18 protein-coding genes are annotated in these 17,290 nt (G+C 60.1%); 16 read left to right on the plus strand and 2 right to left on the minus strand.

The features are described from left to right. Positions 1–129 precede the first annotated feature (129 nt). The 13 genes from eno to CCGE525_RS09925 all read left to right on the plus strand — a co-directional run bounded on the left by eno (position 130) and on the right by CCGE525_RS09925 (position 11,620). Positions 130–1,404 carry a phosphopyruvate hydratase gene (gene eno, locus CCGE525_RS09865; RefSeq protein WP_120704097.1) on the plus strand — a complete coding sequence of 425 codons (1,275 nt, stop codon included), beginning with the start codon at positions 130–132 and terminating at the stop codon, positions 1,402–1,404. A gap of 284 nt (positions 1,405–1,688) precedes the next feature. Next, the gene (locus CCGE525_RS09870; RefSeq protein ID WP_120704098.1) at positions 1,689–2,000 is read left to right on the plus strand and encodes an FtsB family cell division protein; all 312 of its coding nucleotides are present in this window, start codon (positions 1,689–1,691) and stop codon (positions 1,998–2,000) included. A gap of 158 nt (positions 2,001–2,158) precedes the next feature. Then, the gene (gene pdhA / locus CCGE525_RS09875) at positions 2,159–3,202 is read left to right on the plus strand and encodes a pyruvate dehydrogenase (acetyl-transferring) E1 component subunit alpha (protein WP_120704099.1); all 1,044 of its coding nucleotides are present in this window, start codon (positions 2,159–2,161) and stop codon (positions 3,200–3,202) included. An 18-nt stretch (positions 3,203–3,220) separates the two neighbouring features. Then, positions 3,221–4,603 (plus strand): pyruvate dehydrogenase complex E1 component subunit beta, encoded by a 1,383-nt coding sequence (locus CCGE525_RS09880; protein ID WP_120704100.1) that lies wholly within the window; start codon positions 3,221–3,223, stop codon positions 4,601–4,603. A gap of 15 nt (positions 4,604–4,618) precedes the next feature. Beyond that, positions 4,619–5,986, plus strand: a complete 1,368-nt coding sequence (locus CCGE525_RS09885; RefSeq protein ID WP_120704101.1) for a pyruvate dehydrogenase complex dihydrolipoamide acetyltransferase — start codon at positions 4,619–4,621, stop codon at positions 5,984–5,986. A gap of 25 nt (positions 5,987–6,011) precedes the next feature. Beyond that, positions 6,012–6,653 carry an SGNH/GDSL hydrolase family protein gene (locus CCGE525_RS09890; protein ID WP_120704102.1) on the plus strand — a complete coding sequence of 214 codons (642 nt, stop codon included), beginning with the start codon at positions 6,012–6,014 and terminating at the stop codon, positions 6,651–6,653. A gap of 128 nt (positions 6,654–6,781) precedes the next feature. Next, positions 6,782–8,227 carry a dihydrolipoyl dehydrogenase gene (gene lpdA, locus CCGE525_RS09895; RefSeq protein WP_120704103.1) on the plus strand — a complete coding sequence of 482 codons (1,446 nt, stop codon included), beginning with the start codon at positions 6,782–6,784 and terminating at the stop codon, positions 8,225–8,227. A 55-nt stretch (positions 8,228–8,282) separates the two neighbouring features. Further along, a complete protein-coding gene (locus CCGE525_RS09900) occupies positions 8,283–8,543 on the plus strand; it encodes a GlsB/YeaQ/YmgE family stress response membrane protein (protein WP_120704104.1) in 261 nt (86 codons plus the stop codon). 7 nt (positions 8,544–8,550) lie between these two features. Beyond that, positions 8,551–8,799 carry a GlsB/YeaQ/YmgE family stress response membrane protein gene (locus tag CCGE525_RS09905; RefSeq protein WP_120704105.1) on the plus strand — a complete coding sequence of 83 codons (249 nt, stop codon included), beginning with the start codon at positions 8,551–8,553 and terminating at the stop codon, positions 8,797–8,799. 36 nt (positions 8,800–8,835) lie between these two features. Beyond that, on the plus strand, positions 8,836–9,807 hold the full coding sequence (gene lipA, locus CCGE525_RS09910) for a lipoyl synthase (protein WP_120704106.1): 972 nt from the start codon (positions 8,836–8,838) through the stop codon (positions 9,805–9,807). A gap of 156 nt (positions 9,808–9,963) precedes the next feature. After that, the gene (locus CCGE525_RS09915; protein WP_120704107.1) at positions 9,964–10,557 is read left to right on the plus strand and encodes a P-loop NTPase family protein; all 594 of its coding nucleotides are present in this window, start codon (positions 9,964–9,966) and stop codon (positions 10,555–10,557) included. A 31-nt stretch (positions 10,558–10,588) separates the two neighbouring features. Continuing rightward, entirely contained in the window at positions 10,589–11,164 is a 576-nt protein-coding gene (locus CCGE525_RS09920) for a P-loop NTPase family protein (protein ID WP_120706351.1), read from the plus strand. Positions 11,165–11,173: 9 nt separating this feature from the next. Next, on the plus strand, positions 11,174–11,620 hold the full coding sequence (locus CCGE525_RS09925) for a type II toxin-antitoxin system RatA family toxin (protein ID WP_120706352.1): 447 nt from the start codon (positions 11,174–11,176) through the stop codon (positions 11,618–11,620). Between the two features lie 15 nt (positions 11,621–11,635). Here the strand turns inward: CCGE525_RS09925 and CCGE525_RS09930 are convergent, their stop codons facing one another. Beyond that, the gene (locus CCGE525_RS09930) at positions 11,636–12,133 is read right to left on the minus strand and encodes a CinA family protein (protein ID WP_120704108.1); all 498 of its coding nucleotides are present in this window, start codon (positions 12,131–12,133) and stop codon (positions 11,636–11,638) included. Beyond that, on the minus strand, positions 12,130–13,350 hold the full coding sequence (locus tag CCGE525_RS09935; protein ID WP_120704109.1) for a bifunctional 2-C-methyl-D-erythritol 4-phosphate cytidylyltransferase/2-C-methyl-D-erythritol 2,4-cyclodiphosphate synthase: 1,221 nt from the start codon (positions 13,348–13,350) through the stop codon (positions 12,130–12,132). The genes CCGE525_RS09930 and CCGE525_RS09935 overlap by 4 nt, the downstream gene beginning before the upstream one ends. 224 nt (positions 13,351–13,574) lie before the next feature. Here CCGE525_RS09935 and dusB point away from each other — a divergent pair, with 224 nt between their 5' ends. The 3 genes from dusB to ntrC are packed head-to-tail and all read left to right on the plus strand — an operon-like array spanning position 13,575 to position 17,202. After that, a complete protein-coding gene (dusB, locus tag CCGE525_RS09940; RefSeq protein ID WP_120704110.1) occupies positions 13,575–14,603 on the plus strand; it encodes a tRNA dihydrouridine synthase DusB in 1,029 nt (342 codons plus the stop codon). Continuing rightward, positions 14,600–15,754 carry a two-component system sensor histidine kinase NtrB gene (locus CCGE525_RS09945; RefSeq protein ID WP_120704111.1) on the plus strand — a complete coding sequence of 385 codons (1,155 nt, stop codon included), beginning with the start codon at positions 14,600–14,602 and terminating at the stop codon, positions 15,752–15,754. Before dusB ends, CCGE525_RS09945 begins: the two co-directional genes overlap by 4 nt. Then, positions 15,751–17,202: a nitrogen regulation protein NR(I) gene (gene ntrC, locus CCGE525_RS09950; RefSeq protein ID WP_120704112.1), complete on the plus strand. Its 1,452-nt coding sequence runs from the start codon at positions 15,751–15,753 to the stop codon at positions 17,200–17,202. Before CCGE525_RS09945 ends, ntrC begins: the two co-directional genes overlap by 4 nt. Positions 17,203–17,290 lie beyond the last annotated feature (88 nt).

Genomic DNA, 17,290 nt, shown 5'->3' on the forward strand with positions numbered 1-17,290 from the left:
GGCTGACATCAAGTTGCGCTACGCGGCCTGTAGGAGTGTTTGATCGAGGTGCGGAGCAGCATTGTAATTTCCGCGTCTTCGATTAAGACGATTTAAATCGATTTATAAACCAGCGAGCAGGAAGCTATCATGACCGCAATCACCGACATTATCGCCCGCGAGATTCTCGACAGCCGTGGCAATCCCACCGTCGAAGTCGATGTCTACCTCGAAGATGGCAGCATGGGCCGCGCAGCGGTTCCGTCGGGCGCCTCGACGGGCGCGCATGAAGCCGTCGAAGTTCGCGACGGCGGCAAGCGTTATCATGGCAAGGGTGTCGAGAAGGCCGTCGAAGCCGTCAATACCGAGATCTTCGACGCGATCGGTGGAATCGACGCTGAGAACCAGATCCAGATCGATAACATCATGATCGAACTCGACGGCACTCCGAACAAGTCCCGCCTCGGCGCCAACGCCATTCTCGGCGTGTCGCTTGCCGTCGCCAAGGCTGCCGCCCAGAGCGCCAACCTGCCGCTCTATCGCTATGTCGGCGGCGCCCATGCCCGCCTGCTGCCGGTTCCGATGATGAACATCATCAACGGCGGTGCCCATGCCGACAATCCGATCGACTTTCAGGAATTCATGATCCTGCCGATCGGCGCAGATACCCTCCGCGACGCCGTGCGCATGGGCTCTGAAGTTTTCCACGTTCTCAAGAAGGAACTGGCTTCGCAGGGCCACAACACCAATGTCGGTGACGAAGGCGGCTTCGCACCGGGCCTCTCCAGCGCCCCGGCCGCCCTCGACTTCATCATGAAGTCCATCGAAAAGGCCGGCTACAAGCCGGGCGAGGAGATCGCTCTCGGCCTTGACTGCGCTTCGACGGAATTCTTCAAGGATGGCAAGTACGTTCTGGAAGGCGAAGGCCGTACGCTGGAATCCGGCGCCATGGCCGAATATCTTGCCGAGCTCGCCGCCAAGTATCCGATCATCTCGATCGAAGACGGAATGGCCGAAGACGATTGGGAAGGCTGGAAGATCCTGACCGATCTGACCGGTAAGAAGACGCAGCTCGTTGGCGACGACCTGTTCGTCACGAACTCGGCTCGTCTGCGCGACGGCATCCGCATGGGCGTCGCCAACTCGATCCTCGTCAAGGTTAACCAGATCGGCTCGCTGACGGAAACGCTCGACGCCGTCGAAACCGCGCACAAGGCCAACTACACGGCCGTCATGTCGCACCGTTCCGGCGAAACCGAAGATTCGACCATCGCCGATCTCGCAGTTGCTACCAACTGCGGTCAGATCAAGACCGGCTCGCTGTCGCGCTCCGATCGTCTTGCCAAGTACAATCAGCTCATCCGCATCGAAGAAGCGCTCGGCCCTCAGGCACAATATGCCGGCCGTTCCATCCTTCGCGGCTGATAATTCATACCCCTGAAAATCCACGGGATTTTCGGAAAGGTTTAGTTTGCGGCGGATAACGATCCGAGTCGCCTTATAAGCCAATATTTTCCTGGCCTTGGACCGCGCCTTCGGGCGCGGTTTTTTGTTGGAAAAATGGCAGAGTCAACGGATGGTTAATCTCTCGCGACTAGTGTCGTCATAGATGTTTGATTTAGCGTGATCTTATCCGGAACTGCTTCGCATCCGTTGTGCGTGCCCAAGGTTCGGGATCATTCTCGGTAGAGCGTTTTGAGCAAGCGAGTATGTGGACAAAATATCATAAGAAGAGAAAGTTCGGCCGTTTCATTCTTCCCGCCATCACGATCGCCTTCGTGAGCTATTTCGGCTATCACTGCATTCATGGCGATTACGGCCTGAAGGCGACCGAGGTCTTCGAGCAGCAGCGCATCGATCGCAGCAGGGAGCTTGCCGATCTCGTCGCCAAGCGCGAACACCTTGAAAAGGAAGTAGCATTGCTCAGCGACGGCTCGCTGGACAAGGATATGCTCGACCAATATGCGCGCTATCAATTGACCTATTCCAAAGCCGACGAAATCGTCATTTTCAATAAATAGTCACAATTAACCTAATTTCGGTTAATCGCCTTTTTCATAAGCATATCAATCGCTTGTGAAGAATATGAGCCATGCAATTATAGCATTGCTGTGGCGAACAATCTTCCTTATGTTACGCAGCACTACAGAACCGATGCTACTCACATAGGGAGGGTTGAATGGCGCCGCGAAAATCCGCGTCCGTTTCCAGCCGCAAGACAACATCCAAACCCGTCAAAGAAACCAACGGTGGCGCGATCGCGGAATTCGACCGCGATGCGGAGCTCAAGGCCTATCGTGAGATGCTCCTGATCCGCCGCTTTGAAGAGAAGGCCGGCCAGCTCTATGGCATGGGCTTCATTGGCGGCTTCTGTCACCTCTACATCGGCCAGGAGGCCGTCGTCGTCGGCATGCAGCTGGCGCTGAAGGAAGGCGACCAGGTCATTACTGGCTACCGCGACCACGGCCACATGCTGGCGACCGGCATGAGCGCTCGCGGCGTCATGGCGGAACTCACTGGACGCCAGGGCGGCTATTCCCGAGGGAAGGGCGGCTCCATGCACATGTTCTCCAAGGAAAAGAACTTCTACGGCGGCCATGGCATCGTCGGCGCGCAGGTCTCGCTCGGTACCGGCCTCGGCTTCGCCAACTGGTATCGTGGCAATGACAATGTCAGCGTCGCCTATTTCGGCGACGGCGCTGCCAACCAGGGCCAGGTCTACGAAAGCTTCAATATGGCGGAGCTCTGGAAGCTGCCGGTGATCTACGTGATCGAAAACAACCGCTACGCCATGGGCACGTCCACGGCGCGCGCAACCGCGCAGGCGGACTTCTCCAAGCGCGGCGCCTCTTTCGGTATCCCCGGCATCCAGGTCGACGGCATGGACGTTCGTGCCGTCAAGGCGGCTGCCGATGAAGCTGTCGAATATTGCCGTTCCGGCAAGGGTCCGATCATTCTGGAAATGCTGACCTATCGCTACCGCGGCCATTCCATGTCGGACCCGGCCAAGTATCGCTCCAAGGACGAAGTGCAGAAGATGCGCTCCGAGCATGACCCGATCGAGCAGGTTCGTGCCCGCCTTCTGGAAAAGGGTTGGGCGTCGGAAGACGAGCTGAAGGCGATCGACAAAGATGTCCGCGACATCGTCGCCGACAGTGCCGATTTCGCCCAGGCCGATCCGGAGCCGGATGCATCCGAGCTCTATACCGACATTCTGCTCTAAATCGGGGAGGGACGATCCATGCCCATCGATATTCTCATGCCCGCCCTTTCTCCGACGATGGAAGAGGGCACCCTTTCGAAATGGCTCAAGAAGGAAGGTGACAAGGTCACTTCCGGTGATGTCATTGCCGAAATTGAGACCGACAAGGCCACCATGGAAGTGGAAGCCGTTGATGAAGGCACGATCGGCAAGTTGCTGATCGACGCCGGCACCGAAGGCGTCAAGGTCAACACCAAGATCGCGATCCTCTTGCAGGACGGCGAGTCTGCAGACGCGATTTCTTCCGCCAAAGCGGCACCCGCTGCCGAGCCCGTAAAGACTGAGGCCCCGGCAGCCGCTCTGGCGCCCGCAGCAGCACCGGTTCCGGCCCAGCCGAAGGTTGCCGCTCCTGCCGATCCGGAAATTCCGGCCGGCACGGAAATGGTGTCGATGACAGTGCGTGAAGCGCTGCGCGACGCCATGGCCGAAGAAATGCGCGCCAATCCGGACGTGTTCGTCATGGGCGAAGAAGTCGCCGAATACCAGGGCGCATACAAGGTCACCCAGGGCTTGCTGCAGGAATTCGGTCCGCGTCGCGTGATCGACACCCCGATCACCGAGCATGGCTTTGCCGGCGTCGGTGTCGGTGCCGCGATGGCTGGCCTTCGCCCGATCGTCGAGTTCATGACCTTCAACTTCGCCATGCAGGCGATAGACCAGATCATCAACTCCGCCGCCAAGACGCTCTATATGTCGGGCGGCCAGATGGGTGCTCCGATGGTCTTCCGTGGCCCCAACGGCGCGGCAGCGCGCGTTGCTGCCCAGCACAGCCAGGACTATGCAGCCTGGTACAGCCACATTCCGGGTCTCAAGGTCGTCATGCCCTACACGGCAGCCGACGCCAAGGGCCTGCTGAAGGCGGCGATCCGCGATCCGAATCCGGTCATCTTCCTTGAAAACGAAATTCTTTACGGCCAGCACTTCGACGTGCCGAAGCTCGACGATTTCGTTCTGCCGATCGGCAAGGCCCGCATCCACCGTCCCGGCAAGGACGCAACGGTCGTCTCCTTCGGTATCGGCATGACCTATGCCACCAAGGCGGTCGCCGAACTGGAAGCCCAGGGCATCGATGTCGAGCTGATCGACCTTCGCACCATCCGCCCGATGGACCTGCCGACGGTCATCGAATCCGTCAAGAAGACCGGTCGCCTGGTCACCGTCGAGGAAGGCTATCCGCAGTCGTCCGTTGGAACGGAAATCGCCACCCGCGTGATGCAGCAGGCCTTCGACTATCTCGATGCGCCGATCCTGACGATCGCCGGCAAGGATGTGCCCATGCCCTACGCCCACAACCTCGAGAAGCTTGCGCTTCCGAATGTCGGCGAAGTGGTCGATGCGGTGAAAGCCGTTTGCTACAAATAAGGGGAGGGCTCATCGATGCCTATCAACATCACCATGCCTGCCCTCTCGCCGACCATGGAAGAGGGCAACCTCGCCAAGTGGCTGGTCAAGGAAGGCGATAAGATCAAGTCCGGCGACGTCATCGCCGAGATCGAGACCGACAAGGCAACGATGGAAGTCGAAGCTGTCGACGAGGGCACCGTCGCCAAGATCGTCGTTCCGGCCGGCACCGAAGGCGTCAAGGTCAATGCGCTGATCGCGGTTCTGGCCGGGGAAGGCGAGGACGTTTCCGCCGCTGCCTTGGGTGCTGCTGCTGCTGCGCCTGCCGCTGCTGCTGCGCCTGCCGCTGCGGCGCCTGCGCCGAAGGCGGAGACGGCTCCGGCTCAATCCGCGCCGGCTGCACAGCCCGCGCCAGTTGCGCCAGCGGCCCTCTCGACGGATGGTCATCGCACCTTCGCCTCGCCGCTCGCTCGCCGTCTTGCCAAGGAATCCGGCATCGATCTGGCCGCGCTCGTCGGCTCCGGTCCGCATGGCCGGGTGATCAAGAAGGACATCGAAGCCGCTGTTGCCGGTGGTGGCGTTGCAAAGGCCGCTCCGGCGGCTGCCCCCGCTTCGCAGCCGGCCGCCGCTGTTCAGGCTCCGGCGGCAGCCGCGCCGAAGGGCATGTCGGAAGATGCCGTTCTCAAGCTGTTCGAGCCCGGTTCCTACGAGCTCGTGCCGCATGACGGCATGCGCAAGACCATTGCCAAGCGCCTGCAGGAATCCAAGCAGACCGTTCCGCATTTCTACGTCACCGTCGATTGCGAGCTGGACGCACTGTTGGCGCTGCGCACGCAGCTCAACGATGCTGCTCAGAAGTCGAAGGATGGCGTTCCGGCCTATAAGCTCTCCGTCAATGACATGGTCATCAAGGCGCTGGCGCTGGCGCTGCGCGATGTGCCGGATGCCAACGTCTCCTGGACCGACAACAACATGGTCAAGCACAAGCACGCCGATGTCGGCGTCGCCGTCTCCATTCCGGGCGGTCTGATCACGCCGATCATCCGCAGCGCCGAGTTGAAGACGCTGTCGGCCATCTCCAATGAGATGAAGGACTACGGCAAGCGCGCCAAGGAGCGCAAGCTGAAGCCCGAGGAATATCAGGGCGGCACCACTGCTGTGTCCAATATGGGCATGATGGGCGTCAAGAACTTCTCCGCTGTTATCAACCCGCCGCATGCGACCATTCTCGCCGTTGGCGCGGGTGAGCAGCGTGTGATCGTCAAAAAGGGTGAAATGGCCATCGCCACCATGATGAGCGTCACGCTGTCGACCGACCATCGCTGTGTCGACGGTGCGCTTGGCGCGGAACTTCTGGCAGCCTTCAAGGGCTACATCGAAAACCCGATGGGGATGCTCGTCTGAGCCTTGTCGTCAAGCGGAGGCATGAATGACCAAGACCGTTCTGTGTTATGGCGACTCGCTGACATGGGGCTATAACGCCGAGACGATCGGTCGTCATGCCTTCGAAGATCGATGGCCGAGCGTGCTGCAAAAGGCGCTCGGCGATCGGGTTCGGATGATTCCGGAAGGGCTGAACGGCCGCACCACCGCTTTCGACGACCATCTCGCCGATTGCGACCGCAATGGTGCGAAGGTCTTGCCGACGATCCTGCAGACGCACGCGCCGCTCGATCTTGTCATTATCATGCTGGGCACCAATGACATGAAGCCGGTGCTTGCAGGTTCGGCCTTTGCCGCCTTGCAGGGCATCAGCCGGTTGATTCAGCTCGTGCGCAATCATACATGGGCGTTCGGTCACGAAGTCCCCGATATTCTGATCGTTGCGCCACCCGTCATCACCGAAACCGCCAATCCGGCTTTCGCCGCCAACTATCTCGGCGCGATCAAGGAGTCGGCGAAGCTTGCGACGCTCTATCGCGATCTGGCCGACGAGCTTGGCTGCGGCTTTTTCGATGCGGGCACGGTTGCCGTCACCACGCCGCTCGACGGCGTGCATCTCGATGCCGAAAATACCCGGGCGCTCGGCCGTGGTCTCGAGCCGATCGTGCGCATGATGCTCGGGCTCTAACGATTTGATTGAGTGCGACCTTACTCGAAAACCGCTTTCGCTTTGTGGTTCTTCGGTTCGGCATCGTGCTTCGGAAAAATTAAGGCAGGCTGAGCCTCGACCGGCCGCCAACCAAAGGCAGGAAACATATGGCTGAGAATTACGACGTCATCATTATCGGCTCCGGTCCCGGCGGCTATGTCGCCGCCGTGCGCGCCGGCCAGCTTGGCCTGAAGACGGCGATCGTCGAACGCGAGCACCTGGGCGGCATCTGCCTGAACTGGGGCTGCATTCCGACCAAGGCGCTGTTGCGTTCGGCCGAAATCCTCGATCATTCCAATCATCTGAAGGACTACGGCCTTGTCCTCGAAGGCAAGGTTACGCCGGATGTGAAGGCGGTCGTCGCCCGTTCGCGCGGCGTTTCTCTTCGCCTCAACATGGGCGTCGGCTTCCTGATGAAAAAGAACAAGGTCGACGTGATCTGGGGTGAGGCCAAGATCACGAAGCCCGGCGAAATCGTGGTCGGCAAGTCGACCAAACCTGTCGTCGAACCTCAGCATCCGTTGCCCAAGAACGTCAAGGGCGAGGGTACCTACACTGCCAAGCACATCATCGTCGCCACTGGCGCCCGCCCGCGCGCACTTCCCGGCATCGAGCCGGACGGCAAGCTGATCTGGACCTATTTCGAGGCGCTGAAGCCGGATTTCCTGCCGAAGTCGCTGGTGGTCACGGGCTCGGGCGCGATCGGCATTGAATTTGCGAGCTTTTATCGCTCGCTGGGCGTCGATGTCACCGTCGTCGAAATCATGCCGACCATCATGCCGGTCGAGGATGCCGAAATTTCCGGTATCGCCCGCAAGCAGTTGGAAAAGCGCGGCCTGAAGATCTTCACCAGCACGAAGGTCACCAAGGTCGACAAGGGCGCCAACAGCATCACCGCACACATAGAAACCGCAGACGGTAAGGTGCAGCAGATCACCGCCGACCGCATGATCTCTGCCGTCGGCGTGCAGGGCAACATCGAGAATCTTGGCTTGGAAGCGCTCGGCGTGAAGACCGATCGCGGCTGCGTCGTCATCGACGGCTACGGCAAGACCAACGTACCGGGCATCTATGCGATCGGCGACGTCGCCGGCCCGCCGATGCTGGCGCACAAGGCCGAGCATGAAGGGGTAGTCTGTATCGAGAAGATCGCTGGCCTGCCGAACGTGCATCCGACCGACAAGAGCAAGGTGCCGGGCTGCACCTACTGCCAGCCGCAGGTCGCCTCGGTCGGCCTGACGGAAGCCAAGGCGAAGGAACTCGGCCGCGACATCCGCGTCGGCCGCTTCCCGTTCACGGCCAACGGCAAGGCGATCGCTCTCGGCGAGGACCAGGGGCTTTGCAAGGTCATCTTCGACAAGAAGACCGGCGAACTGCTCGGCGCCCATATGGTCGGCGCCGAGGTTACCGAATTGATCCAGGGCTTTGTCGTCGCCATGAATCTGGAGACGACGGAAGAGGAACTGATGCACACGATTTTCCCGCATCCGACCGTTTCGGAAACGATGAAGGAAGCCGTGCTGGACGCTTACGGCCGCGTGCTGAACGCTTGATAATTTCCTGCTTCGCCCTCTATCCACAGGGTGGAAAATTGCAAAGGAAATCATCATGTCTATCGGTACTGAGGCTTGGATCGTCTTTCTGCTGATCGGTCTGGTGGCGGGATTTCTCGCCAGCCTGGTCGTCGGCGGAGGCGGCTTGATCAGTTGCTTGTTGAGCGGCGTGATTGGTGCTTTCGTGGGCGGGTTCCTATTTAATTCGTTTGGAATTTCGCTGGGCATACAAAATGCGCTCGTGGTCGAGATCATTCATGCGACGGTCGGCGCGATCATTGTGGTACTGCTTGCGAGGGCGATAGCGTGGGGGTAAAGGCGCGATGGAAGGCGTAGGCTGGCTTGGTCTGATTATCATCGGCGGCCTTGCGGGCTGGCTCGCGGGCAAGCTGATGGAGGTGCGCTACGGCATCATCCTCAACATCGTTCTTGGCATTGCCGGCTCGGTCGTTGCCGCGGGCATTCTGGTGCAACTGCATGTCGGCGTGCCTGGCGGCCGGCTTGGTTATTTCGTCACCGGTTTCATCGGTGCATGCATTCTGATATTTCTCGCCAAACTCGTCCGGCGATGAAAAGGCCGTGAGTGAGCGGCGGAAAGTAGACGTTTCATGGTCACGATTCTCGACACGATCAATCCAGACGCAAAGCGCGTACGGCATCCGGAAAAGGCGCATCGGCCGGATACGGAAGTTCTGCGCAAGCCGGATTGGATCCGTGTCAAGGCGCCGACATCGAAGGGCTATGCCGAGACCCGCTCGATCGTGAAGGAGCACAAGCTCGTTACCGTCTGCGAGGAGGCCGGCTGCCCGAACATCGGCGAGTGTTGGGACAAGAAGCACGCCACCTTCATGATCATGGGCGAGATTTGTACGCGCGCCTGTGCCTTCTGCAACGTCTCGACCGGCAAGCCGAATGCGCTCGATATGGCGGAGCCTGAAAATGTCGCCAAGGCCGTCAAGGAAATGGGCCTCAGCCACGTTGTCATCACGTCCGTTGACCGCGACGATCTGGAAGACGGTGGTGCCGAGCACTTCGAAAAGGTGATCTGGGCGATCCGCGCCGCTTCGCCGGCAACGACGATCGAGATCCTGACACCGGACTTCCTGCGCAAGCCGGGCGCTCTCGAACGTGTCGTTGCCGCCAAGCCCGACGTTTTCAATCACAATCTGGAAACGGTGCCGTCGAAGTATCTGACGGTGCGTCCCGGTGCCCGCTATTTCCACTCGATCCGCCTGTTGCAGCGGGTCAAGGAACTCGATCCGACCATGTTCACCAAGTCCGGCATCATGGTCGGCCTCGGCGAAGAGCGCAACGAAGTGCTGCAGTTGATGGATGATCTCAGGACCGCCGACGTCGACTTCCTGACCATCGGCCAGTATCTGCAGCCGACCCGCAAGCATCATCAGGTCATGAGCTTCGTCACCCCGGACGAATTCAAGTCCTACGAGACGGTTGCTTACACCAAAGGCTTCCTGATGGTCGCCTCCAGCCCGCTCACCCGCTCGTCCCACCACGCCGGCGACGATTTCGCCCGCCTGCGGGCTGCCCGCGAGAAGAAGGTTCTGCTGGCGGCTGAATAAAATTCAATCTCTTGCCTTTTGAACGAACCGCGGCGATTGTGCCGCGGTTTTTGTTTGTGCCGTCATCAAATCATCATCTGCGCGGCTTAGGGAACACAGCCCCGCCGTTTGTTACCGGTATCGGCGCCTGTCTTGGTTGTATATGGAGCCGACCCCGTGGAGCAGATATCAGCGCCGCAAGCGCCGCCCTATGCCGTCGACATCGAGACTGCAGCGTCCATCCTCGATAATGCCGAACGCATCCTCATCATCGGTTGCTCCGGCACCGGCAAAAGCACGTTGGCGCGATCGATCGCGTCATTGCGTGGGCTGACTTACGTATCGATGGACCGTGACATTTTCTGGCTGCCCGGTTGGAAGCATCGGCCGCGCCCGGAGGCTATCGCGCTGATCAAGCAGGCGGTTGCTGGCCCACGTTGGATCATGGACGGTAACAGCCCTGGAACCTTGCCGTTGAGGCTGCCACACACCGACATCGTCATATGGCGAAGACCGCCGCGGCATGTGGCGTTGAGGGGCGTTATTTCGCGATGGCTGCGCTACCGCGGCCGTTCGCGGCCCGAGATGGCGGCCGGATGCCCCGAGCGGCTGACCTCGACTTTCCTTCGCTATATCTGGACTTTCGAGAGGGAAGAAGTTCCGCAATTCATGGAAATGCTCGCGCTTCATGGCCGCCAGGTGCCGGTCCTGACACTGAAGTCCTACCGCGAGGGTGATGAACTGTTGGCGCGTCTGCGCTCTGGCCGGTGAGAGCGGAGGAAACGTCGTGGATCAGATCGCAATGAAGCTGCGTAACGAGGTGACCGACCTGAGGCAGGCGGCGGATCGTATCCGCAGCGCCGACCGCATCCTCGTGATGGGATGCTCCGGAGGCGGTAAATCGACTTTGTCTCAGAAGATCTGCGCGTGCTTGGATCTGCCTTACGTCTCGATGGATCGCGAGTTTTTCTGGCTGCCGGGCTGGGTGAAGAGAGACAAGGCCGAGGAGCGCGCCCTGATCGCAGCAAAGGTTGCCGAGGAGCGTTGGCTGATCGATGGAACGGCACCATCAAGTTTTGATCTGCGGTTGCCACGCACGGAGTTTGTTCTTTGGGTGCGCATGCCGCGCTGGTTGTGTATGTGGGGGGCATTGTCGAGAGCCGTGCGGTGGCTGGGACGGTCCCGCCCGGACATGGCGCCGGGTTGTCCCGAGCGCATCGATTCAGATTTCCTGCGTTACATCTGGGACTGGGAGCGCAAATTTGCGCCTAAAGTGTTGGTCGGCCTCGCTCAACACGGCCCCGACGTGCCGGTCCTACAGCTAAAATCCCGCCGCGAAATGCGCAGGCTTCTTGATCTTCTGGGCCGTCCTGCTTAATTGCCGCTCATGCCTCAGTTTGAAACGCACCGCCCCGTCCCGCACACGCCTGACCAGATGTTCGACCTCGTCGCCGATGTCGAGCGCTATCCGGAATTCCTGCCGCTTTGCGAGGCGCTGGTTGTCCGCAATCGCAAGGAGCGCGACGGCAAGGTATTGTTGGTCGCCGACATGACCGTCGGCTACAAGGCGATCCGCGAGACTTTTACGACGCAGGTGCTGCTCAACAAGGCGGAGCGGGCGATCGACGTGAAATATATCGACGGGCCGTTCAAATATCTCGACAACCGTTGGCGCTTCACGCCGTCGGAAAGCGGCGGCTGCAGCATTGATTTCTTCATCGACTATGAGTTCAAGAGTCGCATCCTTGGCGCCCTGATGGGATCGATGTTCGATCGCGCTTTCCGTATGTTCACGGATGCCTTCGAGACACGCGCGAAAAAGATCTACGCCTGAAGCGGGAGTTCGGCGTTACTTGCCGAGATTGATCAGCATTTCCAATGCGGTCTTCAAGGTGGCGAGCCGAACCTTGTCGCGGCCGATGTCGCCATAGCGCATTTCGTGATGGATGAGTGCGCCGCTACGCGCCTTGGCGGCTAGATGGACCAGCCCCACGGGCTTTTCCGCAGAGCCGCCACCGGGTCCGGCAACACCGGTGACTGCGACGGCAAAGTCAGCCTGAGAGCGGAAAAGGGCGCCATGCACCATCTGCAGTGCCGTCTCTTTCGACACGGCACCGAACTGCGCGAGCGTCTGCTCTTGGATGCCGAGCATGTCCATCTTCGCCGTATTCGTATAGGTGACGAAGCCGCGGTCGACGACTGCCGATGAGCCCGGAATTTCCGTCAGAGCGCCCGCGATCAGCCCGCCGGTGCAGGATTCCGCGGTAGCGACCATCCAGCCCTTTGCTGTGAAATCGGTGATGATGCCGTTGGCGAGTGCCAGTATATCGTCGGGAAAATGAGTCATGCCTTGCCTCCGCGATAAACGACGGTCGCCGTGGCAATGGCCGCAATGCCTTCGCGGCGGCCGACGAAGCCGATCTTCTCGTTCGTGGTTGCCTTCACCGAGCAACGTTCGAGGTCGATCCCCAAAAATTCCGAGAGTTTGGCGCGCATCGCCTCGCGGTGCGGCCCGACCTTCGGAGCTTCGGCAATCAGCGAGACATCGGCATTCATGATTGTGCCGCCATGGTCGCGGACGATCTTTGCCGCATGTTCGATGAAGATGCGGGAGGGGGCGCCCTTCCATTGTGGATCGGAGGGCGGAAAGTGGTCACCTATGTCGCCGGCTCCGCAGGTGGCGAGCAAGGCGTCGGTCAGCGCATGCAGCGCCACATCGGCGTCGGAATGGCCCTTCAGCTTCTGGTCATGCGGAATGAAGACGCCACAGAGCGTCACGCCATCGCCCGGCTCGAGCTGGTGGACATCGTAGCCGTTGCCGGTGCGTACATCCGGCAGGAGGCTGGCGGAAAGCTTTTCATCGGCCATGACGATATCCCTTTTGACCGTCAATTTGACATTATCGGAACTGCCGGCAACGAGCGTCACCGGCAAACCGCTCCATTCGGCGATCGCGGCATCGTCGGTGAAATCCGTCTTGTTCTCGGCAGCTGCCTTTTCATGTGCGGCCAGAATATCGGCGAATCGGAAGGACTGCGGCGTTTGCGCGGCGTAGAGCCCTGTGCGCGGCACGGTTTCCGTTACCCGTGCATCGGCATCAGCGCGTTTTAGTGTATCCGTCACTGGCATGGCGGGCAGCACGGCAGGCGCGCCGGCGGCCAGAGCCACCGCGACGCGATCGAGCAGTGCGTGATCAAAGAAAGGGCGTACCGCATCATGGATCAGGACATGCGTGACGCCGGTATTTTCCAGTTGCCGTAGCCCGGCAAGCACGGATTGCTGGCGGGAAGCGCCGCCGAAGGCAATCCCGACCTCCGGCGAATCGGCAACCTGTCGCAGCGCAACCTGCAGCAGCGCCTCGTCGTCGCGATGGATAACGATCACGATCTTTGCCGCTTGCGGCCATGTCACGAATTTTTCAAGCGTATGCGCAATAACCGGCCGGCCGCCGATCGGGCGATACTGCTTCGGGCCTTCCTCCGGCGATCCCGCCCGCTCGCCACGCCCGGCAGCAACGATCACGATTCCGACCGACATCGGTTGCATTGAGTGCATTTGCGTCATAAACCCCCAGAGATGAAAGGCTTTCGCTCCAGCATGATCTCCAAAAGTGTAAAGCGGTTTTTGGACAGGATCATGCCAAGCAGATCGCCAAAGCGAGATCTCGCTCTATCTAGCAGGGTCTATCGCCTCGAATGGGCATTTTCCAGCATTTGCCCGAAAAATATCGGCATTCTCCGAAACCCCTTGGCAAGCCTCGTAAGACTGTCTAAAAATAGTGCAGATATATGGTGTGCCTGAAAGATAATCATTTGTTTCCGTCCGAGCTTGCAGCCCCATTTTCCATTGGCCCCGTGCCCATTCGCAATCGCGTGATCCTCGCGCCGATGTCAGGCGTGACGGATTTGCCTTTCCGGCAGCTCGCTTTGCGCTATGGGGCTGGCCTCGTCGTGACTGAAATGGTCGCCAGCCGCGAATTGGTGCAGGACACGGCGGAATCCTGGGCGCGGCTAAGAAGTGCCGGGCTGAAGCCGCATATGGTGCAACTGGCCGGTCGCGAGCCGCATTGGATGGCCGAGGCGGCTAAGATTGCCGCCGATAATGGCGCCGACATCATCGACATCAATATGGGTTGCCCGGCCAAGAAGGTCATCGGCGGCTATTCCGGTTCGGCGCTGATGCGCGATCCGGATCATGCGCTGAGTCTGATCGAGGCGACGGTCAAGGCGGTCGATATTCCCGTGACACTGAAGATGCGGCTCGGCTGGGACGAAAATTCCATCAATGCGCCGCACATCGCCCGCCGTGCGGAGGAAGCCGGGATAAAGCTCGTGACCATTCATGGCCGCACGCGCATGCAATTCTACGAGGGCAGGGCGGATTGGGATGCTATCCGCGCCGTGCGCGATGTCGTGTCCATTCCGCTGGTCGCCAATGGTGATGTCGACACGCCTGAGGACGCGCGAGAGATACTCCGGCGCTCCGGTGCCGATGCCGTCATGGTCGGTCGCGGCTGTCAGGGGCGGCCATGGCACGCAGGTGTGCTTGCCGGTCATCGCCACCCGGACCGCAGCGAAATCGCCGATATCGCCCTCGAGCACTATCAGATGATGCTGGCGTTCTACGGCGAAGCCGTGGGTATTCGCCATGCCCGCAAGCATCTCGGCTGGTATCTCGACCGTTACGCTCCCATTGTAACAGGTGCTGAAAAAGCGGGAATCGTGACTTCGAAAGACAGCCGGGAGGTTGCGGCATTGTTCCATGCAGCACTGCAGACCGGGTCCGATCTCGGCCAAAGCGTCCAGGAGGCCGCATGAGTTCCAAATCCGATTCCGGAGCGACGGATCACATGGGCAGCATGGCCATGGCCGTTCTCAACGCGATCCAGAACCCGGTCGTTATGGTCAATGAGGCCGGCCTGATCGCATTCGCCAATTGGGAGGCCGAAGCCTTCTTCGGCGCCAGCGCTTCGCACCTGTCGCGCTATGAAATTTCCACATTCATTCCTTTCGGCAGCCCGCTACTGGCCCTGATCGACCAGGTGCGCGAACGCCGCGGTCCGGTCAATGAATATCGCGTCGATCTCAGTTCGCCGCGCCTCGGCCAGGACAAGCTGGTGGACATCTATGTCGCGCCCGTTTCGAGCGAGCCCGGCTCGGTGGTGATCGTCTTCCAGGAACGGTCCATGGCCGACAAGATCGACCGGCAGTTGACGCATCGTGCCGCCGCCCGTTCGGTGACGGGCCTCGCCTCGATGCTGGCGCATGAGATCAAGAATCCGCTCTCCGGCATCCGCGGTGCGGCCCAATTGCTCGAACAATCGGTTGAGGATGACGACCGCGGCCTGACGCGTCTCATCTGCGACGAGACTGATCGAATCGTCTCGCTGGTCGACCGCATGGAGGTCTTTTCCGACGAGCGTCCGATCGACCGCGTGCCGGTCAACATCCATTCCGTCCTCGATCATGTGAAGGCGGTCGCGAAGGCGGGTTTTGCACGCAATATCAAGGTCACCGAGAATTATGACCCGTCGTTGCCGGCGGTCTATGCCAACAGAGACCAGCTCGTGCAGGTTTTTCTCAATCTGGTGAAGAACGCTGCCGAAGCCGTCGGCGAGCGGCCGGATGGCGAGATTATGCTGACGACCGCCTATCGCCCCGGTATCCGCCTTTCCGTCGCCGGTACGCGCGAGAAGATCTCGTTACCGCTGGAATTCTGTGTGATCGACAACGGTCCAGGCGTGCCCGCCGACCTCTTGCCGCATCTCTTCGATCCGTTCATCACCACGAAGACGAACGGTACCGGCCTCGGTCTGGCGCTAGTCGCCAAGATCATCGGTGACCATGGTGGCATCGTCGAATGCGACAGCCAGAGCCATCGCACCACTTTCCGCGTCCTGATGCCTGCCTCCAAGGGCACCACGCTTGAAGACGCTCCTCTTCCGAACTCTACAGGGACTACTCGATGACAGCTACGATCCTTGTCGCCGACGACGATGCGGCCATCCGTACCGTGCTCAATCAGGCTTTGAGCCGCGCGGGCTACGATGTGCGCATCACATCCAATGCCGCCACGCTCTGGCGTTGGGTTTCCGCCGGTGAAGGCGACCTCGTTGTAACCGACGTCGTCATGCCTGACGAAAACGCCTTCGATCTGCTGCCGCGCATCAAGAAAGCACGACCGGAGCTGCCTGTTCTGGTCATGAGTGCGCAAAACACGTTCATGACGGCGATCAAGGCCTCGGAAAAGGGCGCCTACGATTATCTACCGAAGCCTTTCGATCTGACGGAATTGATCGCCATTATCGGCAGGGCCTTGTCCGAGCCGAAGCGCAAGCCTGCCAAGCTGGATGACGACATGCAGGACGGCATGCCGCTGGTCGGTCGTTCAGCCGCCATGCAGGAAATCTACCGCGTGCTGGCGCGGCTGATGCAGACCGACCTGACGCTGATGATCACCGGCGAGTCCGGAACCGGCAAGGAGTTGGTGGCCCGCGCGCTGCATGATTATGGCAAGCGCCGCAATGGCCCCTTCGTTGCCATCAACATGGCCGCCATCCCGCGCGATCTGATCGAATCCGAATTGTTCGGCCACGAGAAGGGCGCCTTCACCGGCGCGCAGACGCGTTCGACGGGCCGTTTCGAGCAGGCCGAAGGCGGCACGCTGTTTCTTGACGAAATCGGCGACATGCCGATGGATGCTCAGACCCGTCTTCTTCGCGTGCTGCAGCAGGGTGAATATACGACCGTTGGCGGCCGCACGCCGATCCGTACCGACGTCCGGATCGTTGCTGCCACCAACAAGGATTTGAAGCAGGCGATCAACCAGGGCCTCTTCCGCGAGGATCTTTATTATCGCCTCAACGTCGTGCCGCTACGCCTGCCGCCGCTGCGCGACCGCGCCGAAGATATTCCCGATCTCGTCCGCCATTTCGTGCAGCAGGCGGAAAAGGAAGGGCTCGGTTCGAAGCGGTTCGATCAGGAAGCGCTGGAACTGATGAAGGCCTATCCCTGGCCGGGCAACGTGCGCGAGCTGGAGAACCTGATCCGCCGACTGATGGCGCTTTATCCGCAGGACGTGATCACCAAGGAGATCATCGATGCGGAGCTGCGCGCCGATGTGCCCGACAGCCCGATCGAAAAAGGCCCGGTTCGCACGGGCTCCATGACCATTGCCCAGGCGGTCGAGGAGAATATGCGAACCTATTTCGCCGGCTTTGGTGAGAATCTGCCGCCGCCGGGGCTCTATGATCGCGTTCTTACCGAAATGGAATATCCGCTGATCCTTGCCGCGCTGACCGCGACCCGCGGCAATCAGATCAAAGCCGCCGATCTGCTTGGCCTTAACCGCAATACGCTGCGTAAAAAGATCAGAGAACTGGGTGTTTCCGTCTATCGAAGCTCCCGCACGGCTTGACAATGTGATCGGATGCGTTGCATTTTCGCCACAATGCGTTGCTTAAAGGTCACGCAGCCGGTTCGCTGTTTTGGCGGTAGCGATTCGT

This window comes from Rhizobium jaguaris, from assembly GCF_003627755.1.
GTDB lineage: Bacteria > Pseudomonadota > Alphaproteobacteria > Rhizobiales > Rhizobiaceae > Rhizobium > Rhizobium jaguaris.